Source organism: Phaeobacter sp. JH204B, assembly GCF_048055755.1.
GTDB lineage: Bacteria > Pseudomonadota > Alphaproteobacteria > Rhodobacterales > Rhodobacteraceae > Phaeobacter > Phaeobacter bryozoorum.
In genome coordinates, this window is record NZ_JAYMXF010000007.1 from 13088 (window position 1) to 28504 (window position 15417).

At 61.1% G+C, this 15417-nt stretch carries 13 protein-coding genes; 6 read left to right on the forward strand and 7 right to left on the reverse strand.

All coding sequences use genetic code 11. The features are described 5' to 3' along the window. Positions 1 to 169 precede the first annotated feature (169 nt). The 3 genes from rpsT to mutM all read right to left on the reverse strand — a co-directional run bounded on the left by rpsT (position 170) and on the right by mutM (position 2407). Positions 170 to 433: a 30S ribosomal protein S20 gene (gene rpsT / locus VXL81_RS02280; protein ID WP_340547232.1), complete on the reverse strand. Its 264-nt coding sequence runs from the start codon at positions 431 to 433 to the stop codon at positions 170 to 172. 281 nt (positions 434 to 714) lie between these two features. Next, positions 715 to 1491, reverse strand: a complete 777-nt coding sequence (locus VXL81_RS02285; protein ID WP_340547231.1) for an enoyl-CoA hydratase — start codon at positions 1489 to 1491, stop codon at positions 715 to 717. 64 nt (positions 1492 to 1555) lie between these two features. Beyond that, the gene (mutM, locus tag VXL81_RS02290) at positions 1556 to 2407 is read right to left on the reverse strand and encodes a bifunctional DNA-formamidopyrimidine glycosylase/DNA-(apurinic or apyrimidinic site) lyase (RefSeq protein WP_416552783.1); all 852 of its coding nucleotides are present in this window, start codon (positions 2405 to 2407) and stop codon (positions 1556 to 1558) included. Between the two features lie 105 nt (positions 2408 to 2512). Between mutM and ubiE the strand changes: the two genes are divergently transcribed. Together ubiE and ubiB are read left to right on the forward strand one after the other, a co-directional pair. After that, a complete protein-coding gene (gene ubiE, locus VXL81_RS02295; RefSeq protein ID WP_340547229.1) occupies positions 2513 to 3265 on the forward strand; it encodes a bifunctional demethylmenaquinone methyltransferase/2-methoxy-6-polyprenyl-1,4-benzoquinol methylase UbiE in 753 nt (250 codons plus the stop codon). Positions 3266 to 3268: 3 nt separating this feature from the next. Beyond that, positions 3269 to 4807, forward strand: coding sequence for a 2-polyprenylphenol 6-hydroxylase (gene ubiB / locus VXL81_RS02300; RefSeq protein WP_416552785.1), 1539 nt, complete (start codon positions 3269 to 3271; stop codon positions 4805 to 4807). A gap of 5 nt (positions 4808 to 4812) precedes the next feature. Here the strand turns inward: ubiB and VXL81_RS02305 are convergent, their stop codons facing one another. Further along, positions 4813 to 6207 (reverse strand): lytic murein transglycosylase, encoded by a 1395-nt coding sequence (locus VXL81_RS02305; protein ID WP_416552787.1) that lies wholly within the window; start codon positions 6205 to 6207, stop codon positions 4813 to 4815. Positions 6208 to 6309: 102 nt separating this feature from the next. Further along, complete coding sequence (locus VXL81_RS02310) at positions 6310 to 7044, reverse strand: helix-turn-helix transcriptional regulator (RefSeq protein ID WP_416538124.1); 735 nt, start codon at positions 7042 to 7044, stop codon at positions 6310 to 6312. 86 nt (positions 7045 to 7130) lie between these two features. Here VXL81_RS02310 and VXL81_RS02315 point away from each other — a divergent pair, with 86 nt between their 5' ends. Then, positions 7131 to 7577: a DUF1801 domain-containing protein gene (locus VXL81_RS02315; protein ID WP_416534288.1), complete on the forward strand. Its 447-nt coding sequence runs from the start codon at positions 7131 to 7133 to the stop codon at positions 7575 to 7577. 24 nt (positions 7578 to 7601) lie between these two features. Here the strand turns inward: VXL81_RS02315 and rnr are convergent, their stop codons facing one another. Both rnr and dapE read right to left on the reverse strand, forming a co-directional pair. Continuing rightward, positions 7602 to 9872, reverse strand: a complete 2271-nt coding sequence (rnr, locus tag VXL81_RS02320; RefSeq protein ID WP_416552789.1) for a ribonuclease R — start codon at positions 9870 to 9872, stop codon at positions 7602 to 7604. 103 nt (positions 9873 to 9975) lie between these two features. Further along, a complete protein-coding gene (dapE, locus tag VXL81_RS02325) occupies positions 9976 to 11145 on the reverse strand; it encodes a succinyl-diaminopimelate desuccinylase (RefSeq protein ID WP_416539836.1) in 1170 nt (389 codons plus the stop codon). A 417-nt stretch (positions 11146 to 11562) separates the two neighbouring features. Here dapE and VXL81_RS02330 point away from each other — a divergent pair, with 417 nt between their 5' ends. The 3 genes from VXL81_RS02330 (at position 11563) to VXL81_RS02340 (ending at position 15400) form a co-directional block, all read left to right on the forward strand. Further along, a complete protein-coding gene (locus VXL81_RS02330) occupies positions 11563 to 13137 on the forward strand; it encodes a Hint domain-containing protein (RefSeq protein ID WP_416552791.1) in 1575 nt (524 codons plus the stop codon). 4 nt (positions 13138 to 13141) lie between these two features. Further along, the gene (locus VXL81_RS02335) at positions 13142 to 14269 is read left to right on the forward strand and encodes a Hint domain-containing protein (protein ID WP_416552793.1); all 1128 of its coding nucleotides are present in this window, start codon (positions 13142 to 13144) and stop codon (positions 14267 to 14269) included. Between the two features lie 75 nt (positions 14270 to 14344). After that, a complete protein-coding gene (locus VXL81_RS02340; RefSeq protein ID WP_416539839.1) occupies positions 14345 to 15400 on the forward strand; it encodes a transporter substrate-binding domain-containing protein in 1056 nt (351 codons plus the stop codon). The last annotated feature ends 17 nt before the right edge of the window (positions 15401 to 15417 follow it).

Below are 15417 nucleotides of genomic sequence, written 5' to 3' on the forward strand. Positions count from 1 at the left end.
ACTCAGGGATTGGGGACAAAGAATCCCCTGCGCCCGCAACCACCGCACCAGCTGTGACCAAAATGCAAAAGGCGCCGCTGAACGCGACGCCTTTGTGTTTTTTCCGGCTTGTCGAGGGGCGGCTGAACGCGGGTGCGATGGAATCAGCAGGCGCCTACGAAAGACCCGATTAGCCCAGCGCTTTGACGCGCGCTGTCAGGCGGGAGATTTTCCGCGCTGCTGTGTTCTTGTGGTAGACGCCTTTGGTCACGCCACGCATCAGCTCGGGCTGAGCTGCGCGCACGGCTGCGGCGGCTGCCTCTTTGTCGCCGGATGCGATAGCTTCTTCAGCTTTGCGAAGGAAGGTACGGATGCGCGAACGACGGGCTTTGTTGACAGCAAAGCGTTTCTCGTTCTGACGGGCGCGCTTTTTTGCCTGAGGCGAATTTGCCATGGTGTAGGACCTAACTTTGGTTTCGTGTTTTCAATAGGCGCAATGCCAGCCGAACCCGGATCCGATCCACCGGTGTGATTCTAGCCAAGCGGGCTGCACGCGCATGTATGGCGGCGGGTAGTAGCGTCAAAACCGACGGAATGCAAGCCACCTCGTCCGCGCTGGTGAGTGGCTGTCGGAATATCCGCATCTGCACGGACACGCGCAGTCATTCTGCATAAGGTTAAGCAAGAAAAAGGCAGGCCCAGGGCCTGCCGTTTTCATTCATTCGATGCTGTCGGTCACTTGTCGCGGAACTGGGCTTCGCGTTTTTCAAGAAAGGCAGCCATGCCCTCTTTCTGATCTTCGGTGGCAAACATCGAGTGGAACACACGACGTTCGAACAGCAGGCCTTCGTTCAGCGGCAGCTCGTAGCTGCGGTTCACCGCTTCTTTCACGGCCATCGCCGTCAGCAGGGATTTCTCCGCAATCTTGTGGGCAGCGGCCGTCGCCTCATCCAGCAGTTTCTTGGCGGGCACCACGCGAGAGACAAGCCCGGCGCGCTCTGCCTCCTCGGCGGTCATGAAACGACCGGTCAGGTTCATATCCATGGATTTGGATTTGCCCACAAAACGAGTCAGGCGCTGGGTGCCACCAATGCCGGCGATCACGCCCAGATTGATCTCGGGCTGACCGAATTTGGCAGTATCTGCCGCAATGATGAAATCGCAGAGCATGGCCAGCTCACAGCCGCCGCCCAGTGCGTAGCCGGCCACAGCTGCGATGATCGGCTTGCGGATCGCGCTGATACGGTCGTTCACATCGGCAAACAGATTGTTCGAGAAAACCTCGGTAAAGCTCTGTTCCGACATCTCCTTGATATCGGCGCCGGCGGCAAAGGCCTTTTCCGATCCGGTCAGGATAATGCAGCGCACCTTGTCGCTGGCATCGGCCTCTTCCAGGGCGGTGCAAAGTTCACTCAAAAGCTCGGAGTTGAGCGCGTTCAACGCTTCGGGCCGGTTCAGTTTAATTTGGCAAACGTGGTCCTGCACTTCGACGTTGATCGTCTCATAGGCCATGGTATTCGCTTTCGATTGTTCCGTTCAGGGAAGAGTCATTATCACGCGACACCTCGCGATCAAGCTATCTTTGGCATTTGCCGCAGTAGAAGGATGATCGCCCGGACTGGACGAGCCGCGCAATGCTCCCGTCACATCCGGCGCGTCGGCAGGGCTTTCCCTCGCGGCCGTATACATCAAAGCTGTGCTGAAAATATCCAAGTTCTCCATCAGCTTGTCGGAAATCCTTGAGCGATGATCCGCCCGCTTTGATGGCGTCTGCCAGGACCTCCTTGATGATCGGGACCAGGGTGGCAACCCGCTGCGCGGCGATCTGCCCGGCCTTGCGCCGCGGTGATATTCCGGCGCGGAAAAGCGCCTCGCAGACATAGATATTGCCGAGACCCGCGATGATTCCCTGATCCAGCAGCGCCGATTTCACCGGCGTATTGCGCCCCCTGAAGGCAGAAATCAGATGATCCTCGTGAAAGGCATTGCCCAGCGGTTCCGGTCCCAGAACTGCCAGCAGCTTGTGCTCATCCGCCGTGGCCGTATCCAGCAGGTCCATGGCGCCAAACCGGCGCGGATCGTTGAAGGTGATGCGCGCCCCATTATCCATATCGAAAACCACATGATCATGTTTCTGCGCCTGCGGATGATCATGAACAAACTGTCCCAAGGGATCCCCAGATACCGTCATGCGGCCCGACATGCCCAGATGCACCAGCAATGTCTCGCCACTGTCGAGGTCGGCCAGGATGTATTTTGATCGCCGCCGAAGCGCATTGACGCGGCGGCCTGTCAGCCGTTCCGCCATACGCTCCGGGAAGGGCCAGCGCAGATCCGGGCGATTTACAGTGGCCTTTTCGATCACCGCGCCCTCCATCGCGGGGGACAATCCGCGGCGCACCGTCTCGACCTCGGGCAATTCTGGCATTACATCCCTCCTGACACATTGCACCAACATGGGGCCGAAGGGCCGCATTGTACCGCCCTTCCAGCGCCCTATAACTGGGGCGACACACAACAAACGGCAAGCCGCATGACTCAGAGATCTGAAGATACCACCCATTTCGGGTTCGAAACCGTGCCCGAGTCGGAGAAGGCAGGGCGCGTGCAGGGCGTGTTCAACTCGGTCGCCTCAAAATATGACGTTATGAACGATGTCATGAGCATGGGAATTCATCGTATCTGGAAAGATGCGATGATGGACTGGCTGTCGCCGCGCCCTGGCCAGCGACTGCTGGATGTTGCCGGCGGGACCGGTGACATTTCCTTCCGGTTTCTGAAGCGCGCAGGCTATGGCCACTCTACGGTGCTCGATCTGACAGCCCCGATGCTGGAAGAGGGACGCAAACGCGCTGAAGCCGCGCAGATGGCCGATAGCCTGGATTGGGTCACCGGCGATGCCATGGCGCTGCCGTTCAAGGACAATAGCTTTGATGTCTACACCATCTCCTTTGGCATTCGGAACGTCACCCGCCCTCAGGAAGCCCTGAATGAAGCCTACCGTGTCTTGAAGCCGGGAGGGCGCCTGATGGTGCTGGAGTTCAGCCAGCTGCCGAACCCGGCCATGCAAAAGGCCTATGACCTCTATTCCTTCAACGTGATTCCCCGCATGGGGCAGATGATCGCGAACGATTATGACAGCTACCAGTATCTGGTCGAATCGATCCGCAACTTCCCCGATCAGGAGACCTTTCTGTCGATGGTGCGCGCGGCTGGTTTTGCCAATGCCAAATACCGCAACCTGTCGTTGGGAATCGCTGCGCTGCACTCCGGCTGGAAGATCTGATCCATGCGTGGACCCCACAATATTATCCGCCTGATCCGCACAGGCGCCACTTTTGAGCGCACTGGCGCCATGAACGTGGTGCTTGATGCTTTCGAGGCGCCGAAACCGCTGCGTATTCTGGCCCGCACCCTTGGCTGGCCGTTCAAATGGCTCGGCTACAAGGGCGATCCCTCGATGCCGCCCGCCACCCGAGCGCTGACCGCGCTGGGGCCTGCCTACATTAAGTTCGGTCAGGTGCTATCGACCCGACCCGATGTGGTCGGTGACGATCTGGCGCTACAGCTGCGCGTTCTACAGGACAAGCTGCCGCCGTTTTCCCGAGCCGAAGCCATGGCACAGGTCGAACACGAGTTGGGCCAGCCGGTCGAGCATATCTATTCCGAATTCAGCGAACCGATTGCGGCTGCCTCCATCGCGCAGGTCCATCGCGCAAGGCTCGTCGAGAGCGGTCGCGAAGTGGCGGTGAAGGTTCTGCGCCCCGGCATCGAACGCGCCTTCCGCAAGGATGTGGACGCATTCTATTTTGCCGCACGGATCGCCGATTTGTTTGCGCCCGGCGCGCGGCGGCTCAAGCCGATGGATGTGATCAAGCATTTCGACGGCGTGGTGCAGGGTGAGCTGGACCTGCGACTGGAAAGCGCGGCAGCCTCGGAATTTGCCGCCAATACCAAGGGTGACGACGGATTTCAGCTGCCGGAAATCCTGTGGAATCACTCGGCCCGCCGAGTCATGACACTGGGCTGGGCCGATGGGCTCCCACTTGGCGACAATGCCGCGCTGGATGCCGCTGGCCACGATCGCCGGGTGTTGGCGGAGCGCGTGCTTTCGCTGTTTCTGCGCCATGCGTTGCGCGACGGCTATTTCCATGCCGACATGCACCAGGGCAACCTGAAGGTCGCCGCCAATGGCGATATCATCGCCTATGATTTTGGCATCATGGGGCACATCGACGAATACACCCGCCGCGTCTACGCCGAGATCCTCTTTGGCTTCATCAAGCGTGATTACAAGCGGGTGGCCGAGGTGCATTTCGAGGCCGGTTACGTACCGGCCGACCGCGATGTCGATGAATTTGCCCGTGCGTTGCGCGCCGTGGGCGAGCCGATTTTTGGCATGGATGCCACCCATATCTCAATGGGTCGCTTGCTCAACTACCTGTTTGAGGTGACCGAACGTTTTGGCATGGAGACCCGCACCGAGCTGATTCTGCTGCAACGCACCATGGTGGTGGTGGAAGGCGTGGCGCGGTCGCTGGATCCGCATATCAATATCTGGAATTCAGCGCGCCCCGTGGTTGAGGATTACATCAAAAAATCCATCGGCCCGCGCGCGGTGGTCGGCGATCTGATGAGCACCGCCAAGGTGATGGCGCGCTTCGGCCCCCGCCTGCCCGCGCTGGTCGAACAGGCGCTGATCGCGCAGACCCATGAGAACGCCGACCGAAGCCGACGCCGCCAAGGGGCGTCCGGCTGGGTTGTGCCCGGTCTTTGCGGATTGGGGCTGGGACTGGCCATTGCCTTTGCAACGGCTGCGCTCGGCTAGGGCCGTCAGCGCAGCCGATTCAATACCGTGAGCGAGGGGTGACCATCGGGCGTCAGACCCATCGCCAGTTGATAGGCGCGCAGGGCGGCGCGGGTTTTTGGCCCGATCCGCCCGTCCGCGCCGCCGGTGCCATATCCCGCCCCTGTCAGCCGCTGCTGGAGTTCGCGCCGCTCCTTGTAGGTCAGGGGGCGGCTGTCCTGCGGCCAGCTGGCCAGAATCGGACCACCGCCCCGCAGCCGGTCGCTCAGATGACCCACGCCGATAACATAGGCATCAGCTGCATTGTAACGTTCGATGGCCGCGAAATTTCGATAGACCATGAAGGCCGCGCCCTGCGCGCCTGCGGGCAGCAGCAGCGCTCCCTCGCCATGGTCGGGCAAGGGGCTGCCATCTGCAAGGGTAACGCCCAGCCTGCGCCAGCTCTCTGCGGATTTGGTGATCTTGCGATCAGCCTGCGCATAGTCGAAACCGGCTGGCAGTCGGACCTCCAGCCCCCATGGCTGACCTTTGACCCAGCCAAACCGCTTGAGATAGGCTGCGGTTGAGGCCAGCGCGTCTGTGGGATCCTCCGACCAGATATCGCGTTTGCCATCCCCGGTGAAATCCACGGCATAGGCCAGATAAGATGTCGGCATGAACTGCGTATGCCCCATGGCACCTGCCCAGCTGCCCGTCATGGCACGCGGGGAGACATCGCCAGCCTGAAGAATCTTCAAGGCGGCGATCAGCTGGCTCTCAAAGAAGGCCCCGCGCCGCCCGTCAAAAGCCAATGTGGCGAGCGAACGGATGATTTCACGCTCCCCACGAAACCGGCCATAGTTGCTTTCCATGCCCCAAACAGCCGTAACGACTTCCTTGTCGACGCCATAGCGGGCCTCGATTCGTGCCAGCGTCTGCGCATGGTCGCGCAGCGCCGCCTTGCCGTTGTCGATCCGCGCCTCGGAAACCGCGCGCTCAAGGTAGGTCCAGATAGGAGTGACAAACTCTGACTGATTGCCATCCCGCTGCACAATATCCGGGTCAAAACTCACATCGGCAAACGCACGGTCCAAAGTGGCCTGCGACAGCCCCTCGGCCCGTGCCCGGGGATGAAAGGCCGTTACCCAGGCCTGAAAAGCGCGCTGCTTGGCGGCCGAAACGCTGGGCTGTTCCGCTGCCGTTGTCTGCTGTAGCGGGCGCGTCCGAGGCCGCAATTGCGGCTCCGTCACAGCCGAAACAGCCACCGGGCGGGCAATCGGTCGTAGGGAAACCTGCGGCGGCTGCGACGTCGCCCCCTCCACCACCTGTCGTCCGGTTGCAGCTGGCGGGCTGGATTGCGCGCCAACAGCGGTCATCATCAATGCCGCAACCATCGCCGTTTTCAGGAGTATTTGCCTTCGGGCGCCAAGATCGTATCGCATCTTACACCTCATTTTTTTCTGCTCGCTGCCAGTCTACCCGCATCGCAGGTTCCCACAAAGCGCCGCTGAAGGGATGTGCGGAGGTTTGCCGATCTGCCTGGATCAAGCCTCGGGCGGATCCGGGGCTGCGGTTTGGACTGGCCCGCAGGCGACACGATCGGCCCGCATCTGGGCCAGCGCATCCCGCAGCATCGGGACGCGTTGCGGGCGAAAGCTGATGTTTGTCGCCTCGAACCCGGCAATCCGATCCACCCGAAACACCCGCACATCATCGCGCAGCCCGCACCAGGCGATCAGCACCGTGGAGCGATCGAAATAGACCAGACCGAGCGGTTTCACCTGCCGCTTGGTGACGGCGCCTTTGGCATCGCAGTAGTCCAGCAGTACCTCGACCTCGTCCCATGTGGCACGGCGCAGATCCGCCAGCGCAATACCCGGCGGCTCCGGTCTCTGAAAGCGATAGGCTGACAGGACAGCATGGCGCAGCCTGTGGGCCTGCCGGTCCGGCAATCTGGCCTGCAACTTTCGCAAGGCCTCGGCGGCGGCATCCGCCAGTTCCGGATCGCCGATCTGCTGAACTTCGCGCAGTCCCAGAACCAGCGCTTCCAATTCAGTGTCGCGAAACCCCATGGGCGGCAATGCGTTGTCTTCGATCAGGGTGAAGCCATAGCCTGCCTCTCCGTCGATAATCGCCCCCATCTCGCGCAGGGTTGCGATGTCCCGGTGCACGCTGCGGGCCGAAATTCCCAGATCCTGCGCCAGTCCGGCGGCGGTATGAGGACCGGCACCCTGGCGCAGCAACTGCATAAGCTGAAAGAGACGATGAGATCGAGACATGTCTCATACTCTCTAACCCTAATGACAGTTTCTGTCATCACGCGCCGCTAAAACAGAGAGACCATTCATCAAGGAGCCAAACGGATATGATACGCCCCTTTGCCAGCGCCGAAGTCGCTGCCGTCTTTGATCAAGCCCCCCCGGACGCGCGCGAAGGCCTGTTGCGTCTGCGGGAGCTGATCTTTGAGGTTGCAGAGAATGCCCCGGAGGTCGGGGCGGTGGCCGAGACATTGAAATGGGGTCAACCGTCATATGCGGCGGCGCGCTCCGGGCTTGGAACACCGCTGCGGCTGGGACCATCGAAGCACGCGCGATTCGCCCTGCTCGTTCACTGCCAGAGCAGAGTGATCGACAATTTTGCCAGTCGCTATCCAGCCTGGGACAAATTCGACGGGACCCGCGGCGTATTGTTCGACCGGGTCGAAGATGTGGAGCCATTGCGCCACGGCTGGTTGATCCGTCACGCCCTGACCTATCATGCCTCCACGACCGCAGCCGGTGAGACCCGGGTGGACCCGGACCGTTTCAACTAGAGCCTAACAAGGGGCGCGCCGCTGTTAGCTGCGGCGCTTTCTCTCCACCTTGCGCTTGATCTTGCTGCGCTTGGCCTTTGCTTTGGCGGATTTGCGTTTCACCGAGCGCCCGGCCGGGCTGCGGCGTCCGCTGCCGCCCCCCGCAGGCATCGGCTTGTCGTCGATAGACAGAAGTTCAAGCTCCAACCCACCGGTCACCGGGGTCGCCTGTGCCAATCGCACCTTCACCCGCTGGCCGATGGTGATGATCAACCCGGTATCGGAGCCCATCAAGGTTCCCGCCTCGGCATCAAAGTGAAAGAACTCCCGGCCGATGGACCGGACGGGCACCAGGCCATCAGCCCCGGTTTCGTCCAGTTTCACAAAAGCGCCAAAGCGCGCGATGCCGCTGATCCGGCCTTCGAATTCATTGCCGACCCGTTCGGCCAGATAGGCCGCCAGATAACGATCGGTGGTGTCCCGCTCCGCCATCATCGACCGCCGCTCAGTCTCGGAGATATGGGTGGCGATCTGCTCCAGACGCTCAATTTCGGAGGTCGCCAAACCGTCGTCGCCCCAGCCATGGGCTGAAATCAGCGCCCGGTGCACGATAAGGTCGGCGTAGCGGCGGATCGGTGAGGTAAAATGCGCATAGTTGCGCAGGGCGAGACCGAAATGCCCAAAGTTCTCAGGCGCATAATAGGCCTGCTGCATGGAGCGAAGAGTCGAGATGTTGATCAACTCAGCGTCATCGGTCCCCGCAGCCCCATGCAGCAGTGCATTCAGATGACGGGTCTGCAACACCTGCCCTTTGGCCAGCGAAAGCCCGGCCGCGCGGGCGGTTTCGCGGAGCGCTTCCAGCTTCTCTGGTGCCGGTTCCTCATGCACGCGGAACAACAGCGGGGTGCGCTTCTTGATCAGGGCCTCGGCGGCCGCCACATTGGCAAGCACCATGAACTCCTCAATCAGCTTGTGCGCATCCAGCCGGTCGCGGAAATTAACCGAGACGACCGTGCCCTTCTCGTCCAGAACAATCTTGCGTTCGGGTAGGTCGAGATCAAGCGGCTGACGGTCTGCGCGCGCTTTGACCAAGGCTGCGTAGGCAGCATAAAGCGGCTTGATAACAGGCTCTAAGAAGGGGCCCGTGCGATCATTCGGCGTCCCATCCATGGCCTCCTGCACTTCCCCGTAGTGCAGCGATGCCGCAGACCGCATCAACCCGCGCACAAAGCGATGGCCGATCTTGTTTCCATGCGCATCAATCTGCATCCGAACGGCGATACAGGCGCGCGGCACCCCTTCGTGGAGGCTGCAGAGATCGCCGGACAGACGGTCAGGCAACATCGGCACGACACGATCCGGGAAATAGCTGGAATTGCCGCGTTTACGGGCCTCGCGATCCAGCATCGACTCGGGGCGCACATAGGCCGCGACATCGGCAATCGCGACCCAGATGACATGGCCACCGGGATTCTTCGGGTCGTCATCCGCATGGGCATAGCAGGCGTCGTCATGGTCCCGTGCATCCGCCGGGTCGATGGTGATCAACGGTAGATCGCGCAGATCCTCGCGCCCCTTCAGCCCCATGGGTTTGGCCGCATCGGCCTCCGCAATTACCTCATCGGGGAAATGGTCGGGGATGCCGTGCTGATGGATGGCGATCAACGAGACCGCCTTGGGCGCTGACGGATCACCAAGACGGTCGACAACGCGAGCCCGCGGCAGGCCAAGACGCGATTTCGGTCCGGCCTGCTCGGCTTCAACCAGTTCGCCGTCGCGCGCACCATGGGTGGCGTTTTCCGCGACCGCCCATTCCGTCGATGCCGATTTGTCGATAGGCACGATACGACCGCCTTCATCACCCTTGCGGAAGATCCCGATGACCCGGCGCGGGTTCGTGCCAATACGGCGGATCAGCCGTGCCTCATAGTGATATTCGGCGTCCTGAACCAGGGTTAGCCGTGCCAGGATCCGATCCCCCTCGCCCAGCGCAGGGTCGGACGCGCGCGGCATCACCAGCACGATGGGTTCTACGCCTTCGCCGTGCCATTCCAGCGGACGCGCAAAAAGATCGCCATCGCTGTCCGGTGCCTTAACCTGAAGGACACTGACCGGCGGCAGGCGCTCCGGGTCGCGGTAGGTTTTCTTGCGCTTCTCCAGATGGCCTTCTGCCTCGAGCTCCTTGAGGATCCTTTTCAGGTCGATCCTGTCGGAGCCTTTGATGCCGAAAGCCTTGGCGATGTCGCGTTTAGAGTTATGGGTCGGATGGGCTGAGATCCACTCGAGGATTTCTGCCTTGGAAGGAATACGGGTCATAGGTCTGAGCTACCACGCCCGCGCTCCAAGGTCATCGTGAAAAGCGCGCGCCGGATGTCATTGTCCGACGCGCGCGCTCTTCATGTGCCAGATCACCTGCCGGTCACTTCCCGGCGAAGTAATCCCGCAGGATACGGCCATAAATCGATTTCAACTGATGGATCTGGGCGATCTCCACACGTTCATCAACCTGGTGCATCGTCTTGCCAACCAGCCCGATCTCGACAACCGGGCAATGGTGTTTCACAAAACGTGCATCAGAGGTGCCGCCCGTCGTGGACAGCTCTGGTCTGCGCCCGGTCTCGGCCTCAACCGCTGTGCTCACCAGATCCGACAGCGGGCCGGGCGGAGTGATGAAGCTCTCGCCCGAAATCTTGATCTCCAAACCGATCTCAACACCGAACTCCTCCGCGATGCGATCCGCTTCTGCCCGCAGCCAGTCGCTGAGACCGGCACCGGAATGGGCGTCGTTGAACCGGATGTTCACCGTCGAACGGGCCGTTGCCGGAATCACATTGGTCGCAGGATTACCGGTATCGATCGTGACCACGGCGAGGGTGGAGGCGTCGAAATGTTCGGTTCCCTGATCCAGCTCATGACTGGCGAGACGATCCATAAGGCGCGCCATTGCACTCAACGGGTTTTTGGCACGATGCGGATAGGCCGAATGCCCCTGCACACCGGTCACCGTGAACCAAGCTGACAGCGAGCCGCGACGACCGATCTTGATCATTTCGCCCATTTCATTTGGGCAGGTCGGCTCCCCGACGAGGCAAACCGACATCTGCTCACCCGCCCGGTCCATGTAATCCAGCAACGCGGTGGTGCCATCGACTGCGTCACCCTCTTCATCGCCGGTGATGGTCAGGACAATCGCTCCCTCGGGTGGCGCGGTCTGAACCAGATCGACGGCAGCCGCTACAAATGCCGCCACACCAGACTTCATGTCAGTCGCCCCCCGCCCGTACATGAAACCATCTTTCTCCTCTGCGCCAAAGGGATCGACGGTCCAGGCGGCGGTATCGCCAACCGGCACCACATCGGTATGGCCGTTGAAGCCGATGGTGCGCGGGTGCCCCTTTTGACCCCAGCGGGCAAACAGATTGCTGACCTCGCCGCGATCAACCCGGCTGCAGGAAAACCCCGCTGCGGTCAGGATTTTCTCGAGCAGGACAAGCGCGCCGCCCTCCTCCGGTGTCACCGAGGCACAGCGGATCAGGTCAGCGGTGAGCTGTTGCGGGTCAAGCGGCGAATGCGCGGGCGGCTGCGTCATTTGGGTCCTCCGGTTCTCGGGCCGGACATGGCTGGCCCCCTTCCATGACCTCTGGCTACCTCGGTTCTGTCGGCGGTGCAAATCTCCTGCTGCCGGAGAGGGAGAAGACTGCGGATCCACGTCCCCTGCCACACAGCGGCTAAATCCAAACGCCGGTTTGTGGCGCAAATGCCGCGCAGATCAGCATTATTTCCAACGCCCGTCTGCGCCAACCGGACAAGCGGGAGGTGAGAGTGTTAATAAATCCTTAAAATACGACTCGAGGCAGAGCATCAATCGCCGTGGATCCACCGTAACAGCGGGGCCACAGAGCAGATCGGACATCGCGTCGCCCTAAGGCGGCGCAGGGGCACCCCTTGCGTAGGTGTCATGTTCCAGACCATGCGCTGCCTCATCGTGAAGAGGTGGGACAAGACAATGGTTGCAGCATCCGAGCTGACATATGACATAAACGCCACTGCGGTGCAGATGGCCGAGACCATCTTTGGCGATGGCGTGCAAGTGATCAGCGCAAGCTACACCGGTGACACCCGCGCGTCGGCTATTTATTCCAACGGTGACTCTATTGCGCCCGGTGCGACGCCGTCGGACACCGGAATCATCCTCTCCACCGGGCAGGCCAGCGCCTATACCAACTCAACCGGAGAGGCCAACCAGTCCACCAATCAGACCACCGCAAGCGACGGCCCCAACGGAGATCCCACGTTCAATGCCGCCGCTGGCACGCAGACCTTCGACGCCTCCTATCTGGATGTCACGTTTGTGCCCGATGGCTCGGTGATGACGATTCAATTTGTCTTCGCCTCAGAGGAATACCCGGAATACCAGGATTCTGTCTTTCAGGATTTTGTAGGCGTCTGGGTCAACGGCGAGATGGTCAATCTGGAGTTCGGCAACGGCGATACCGATCCCGGCAACGTGAACTCCAATACGAACTCCAATATCTATCTCGACAACGCCAACGACGACTACAACACCGAAATGGATGGTCTGACCGTCACGATGACGCTGACCATGCAGGTTGATCCGGGCGTGGAAAACACCATCCGGATCGGCATCGCCGATGTGTCGGATGGCAGCTACGACAGCAATCTTCTGATCGCTGCCGATTCGGCACAAACCGATGTGATCGCGCAGACCGATTTCGCCCGTGTTGATGCCAATGGATCCCGGGTGGTCAATGTGCTGGCCAATGACACCAACACCTCCACAAGCACGCTGACGATCACCCATATCAATGGGGTCGCGGTTGTCGCCGGGGACGTTGTTACCCTTGGCACCGGCCAGCAGGTTCAGCTGAATGCAAACGGCACGCTGACCCTGATCGGCGATGGCGACGTCGAGGACTTCGCCTTTACCTATACAGCCAGCAACGGCACCAATAGTGACGTTGGCTATGTCGAGGCCACCAGCATCCCCTGCTTCGTGACCGGCAGTCGCCTGCTGACCGACAAAGGGCTGCAACCTGTCGAGACCCTGCGGCCCGGCGATCTGGTCATGACGCGGGACAACGGCTTGCAGCCGCTACGTTGGATCGGCTCAAGGCAGGTTCAGGCCAAGGGGCGGTTTGCTCCGATCTGTATCAAGGCGGGTGCGCTTGGAGATCATGAAGAACTCTGGGTTTCGCCACAGCACCGCATCTTGCTCAGCGACGGGATGGCAGAGATGCTCTTTGGCGCCCATGAGGTACTGATCGCAGCAAAAGATCTGATCAACGATCAGTCGATTACCCGCCGCCCGGGAGGTCGGGTGACCTATGTGCATGTGATGTTCGATGAGCATCAGCTGGTCATCAGTGAAGGCCTGTTGACCGAGAGTTTCCTGCCGGGACCACAGACCAGCCGACATTTCGACGCTGACGTTCTGGCCGAGTTGCAAGCGCTGTTCCCGGAGCTGGATCCGCTCACCGGAAAAGGGTACGGCCCCGCGGCGCGTCCCAGCCTGCGCAGCTATGAAGCGCGGCTTCTGCGTGCCACGCTTGCAGCGCGCTGATCGGATGAGCTGGCTGGCAACACGCAGCATCGAACGGGCGTCCATCGCGGTTGCGGTGACTGAACGCGAGACCTGCCTCAACGCTCCCGACGACGTTTTGATGACACGGGGCAGCCTGTGTCTGGATCTGTCGCTGGACGAGGCCAGGCCAAGCGGCGACCTGCTGCTGCTGGACCGTTCGGTGGATGATTGCCAAGGTTGGCCGCTGCTGTTGCGGCTCAGACGCAACCTGGGCCGCGGCGTCACCCTGACGCTCAGCCAGCCCGGCTGCCATCTGGACCAACGCATCCTCGCCCCGAACCCTTCGGGCAGCGAAAGCAACGCGGCACGTCTGATCTATTCCTGGGATAGTCTGGCACGCTGGGGGCGACTTGCGCTGATGACCGCCTCGGGGAGCACTATCGCAACGGCCGACCTGCAGGCGCCGCCACCGCTGCGCATCGGCGATGCAAGAACGCTTCTCGCAGCGCTGCCCGCCTCAGCCGAGGCCTGCGGCCTGCTTTCCGCCTCTCTCAGCAGCGAAATCGTACAGATGGCACCACTGGGCGGGCTGGAGCCACACACCAAGGTTGCCACGCCGGACGGCAATATACCCTTGGGGCAGCTGCAACGCGGAGATCTGGTTCTGACACCCGAAGGAGAAGCTGTTCCGGTCCTACATCGGCTAGATCGCCGCGTCCCCGCGATTGGCCATGATACGCCCCTGCGACTGCGCGCACCGTTCTTCGGGCTGACAGATGATCTGCTGCTGGCGCCGCAGCAGCCACTGGTGGTCTCGGGAACCGATGTCGACTACCTTTTTGGTCGTCCAGACGTCCGTCTGACTGCGGCGATGATGCTGGGGACTGCGCTGGTAACGCAAGCTGATACCGATCCTACCGATGACCCTCAGGCTCCCTTCCCGCTGGTCGATCTGGCGAAGCTCATCCTGCCACGCCATGAGCGTTTCATAGCGGCAGGCACCGCGGTCGAGAGCCTTTATCTGGGGCGTTTGCGCCGCAACCGCGCCGCCTATGACGCCAGCGCACTGGCGCATCTGGATCGCAATACGATTCCCGAACATGCAGTGGACCCGGCCCCGTTGCTGCGCAGCTTTGATGCCGCAGTTCTGGCAGAACGACGCATCGCCTGACCACGACGCTTGCCTGAGCCTGTGGGACATTCTAAGGACAAAACGAATGATGTCTCATGGGGTTCTATCGTTCCGTTGCGCCGTTTTCTTGCTCCATTTGTCCTGATCTATCTGCTGTGGGGGCTGGCAGCGGCCGCCGAGACTCTGACTGTCAGCACGGTCACGCGCCCTCCGTTTTCGATGACAGAGGGTGATCGCGACACCGGGTTTTCCATTGATCTGGTGCGCAGCCTGAGCGACCGGCTGGGCTGGGATTATCAGCTGGTGCGGACAGATACATTCGGCGAAATGCTGGATCTGGTGCGCAGCGGCCAGGTGGATATGGCAGCGGCCAATATTTCGATCACCTCGGCACGCGAAACCGAAATGGACTTCAGCCACCCGATCTTCGAAAGCGGTCTGCGGATCATGGTAGCGGCCGCCGATGTCCGTGCGCCCTCATTGATCCGCGTGCTGTTTTCCGCCGACCTGATGATTGCAATTGCAGTCGCTGTGGTCCTGCTGATGGGGGGCGGGATGCTGATGTGGGGCCTGGAGCGACGTGCCCAGCCCTATTTCGACCGCCCACTGAAAGAGGCCTGGTTCCCCTCCTTCTGGTGGGCGCTGAACCTCGTGGTCAACGGCGGCTTTGAGGAACGCGTCCCACGCACCCCGATTGGGCGCATATTTGGCGTTATCCTCGTCGTCTCATCCCTGTTCGTAGTGTCGCTTTTCGTGGCCAAGATCACAGCTGTCATGACGGTCGAGGCGATCAGCGGGTCGATCAATTCGGTGAATGACCTCTATGACAAGGACGTCGGCACACTCGACGGCTCTACGGCGGCGCGGTTTCTCGAACGCCGTGACATCAGCTATCGCGGATATTCGGATCTGGCGTCCTTGCTGAAGGATTTCGAAAGCGGCGAGACCAGGGTTGTCGTCTTCGACGCCCCGGTTCTGGACCACTACATGGAAGGCGAAGGTCGTCTGCATGGCCGCGCCGTCGGACAGGTATTCCTGCGCGAGGACTACGGCTTGCTGCTCCCCGATAGCTCCGAGCATCTGGAAGATATCAACCGGGCGCTGCTGGCCCTACGCGAAAACGGCGAATACGACGATATCTATCGAAAGTGGTTCGGCAAGGCGCCCTGACCTGACAGCCCGACACC

Excerpts from the sequence above, each read along its gene's own strand:
- rpsT (WP_340547232.1), bottom strand. The coding sequence starts at position 433 with ATGGCAAATTCGCCTCAGGCAAAAAAGCGCGCCCGTCAGAACGAGAAA.
- VXL81_RS02285 (WP_340547231.1), bottom strand. The coding sequence starts at position 1,491 with ATGGCCTATGAGACGATCAACGTCGAAGTGCAGGACCACGTTTGCCAA.
- mutM (WP_416552783.1), bottom strand. The coding sequence starts at position 2,407 with ATGCCAGAATTGCCCGAGGTCGAGACGGTGCGCCGCGGATTGTCCCCC.
- ubiE (WP_340547229.1), top strand. The coding sequence starts at position 2,513 with ATGACTCAGAGATCTGAAGATACCACCCATTTCGGGTTCGAAACCGTG.
- ubiB (WP_416552785.1), top strand. The coding sequence starts at position 3,269 with ATGCGTGGACCCCACAATATTATCCGCCTGATCCGCACAGGCGCCACT.
- VXL81_RS02305 (WP_416552787.1), bottom strand. The coding sequence starts at position 6,207 with ATGCGATACGATCTTGGCGCCCGAAGGCAAATACTCCTGAAAACGGCG.
- VXL81_RS02310 (WP_416538124.1), bottom strand. The coding sequence starts at position 7,044 with ATGTCTCGATCTCATCGTCTCTTTCAGCTTATGCAGTTGCTGCGCCAG.
- VXL81_RS02315 (WP_416534288.1), top strand. The coding sequence starts at position 7,131 with ATGATACGCCCCTTTGCCAGCGCCGAAGTCGCTGCCGTCTTTGATCAA.
- rnr (WP_416552789.1), bottom strand. The coding sequence starts at position 9,872 with ATGACCCGTATTCCTTCCAAGGCAGAAATCCTCGAGTGGATCTCAGCC.
- dapE (WP_416539836.1), bottom strand. The coding sequence starts at position 11,145 with ATGACGCAGCCGCCCGCGCATTCGCCGCTTGACCCGCAACAGCTCACC.
- VXL81_RS02330 (WP_416552791.1), top strand. The coding sequence starts at position 11,563 with ATGGTTGCAGCATCCGAGCTGACATATGACATAAACGCCACTGCGGTG.
- VXL81_RS02335 (WP_416552793.1), top strand. The coding sequence starts at position 13,142 with ATGAGCTGGCTGGCAACACGCAGCATCGAACGGGCGTCCATCGCGGTT.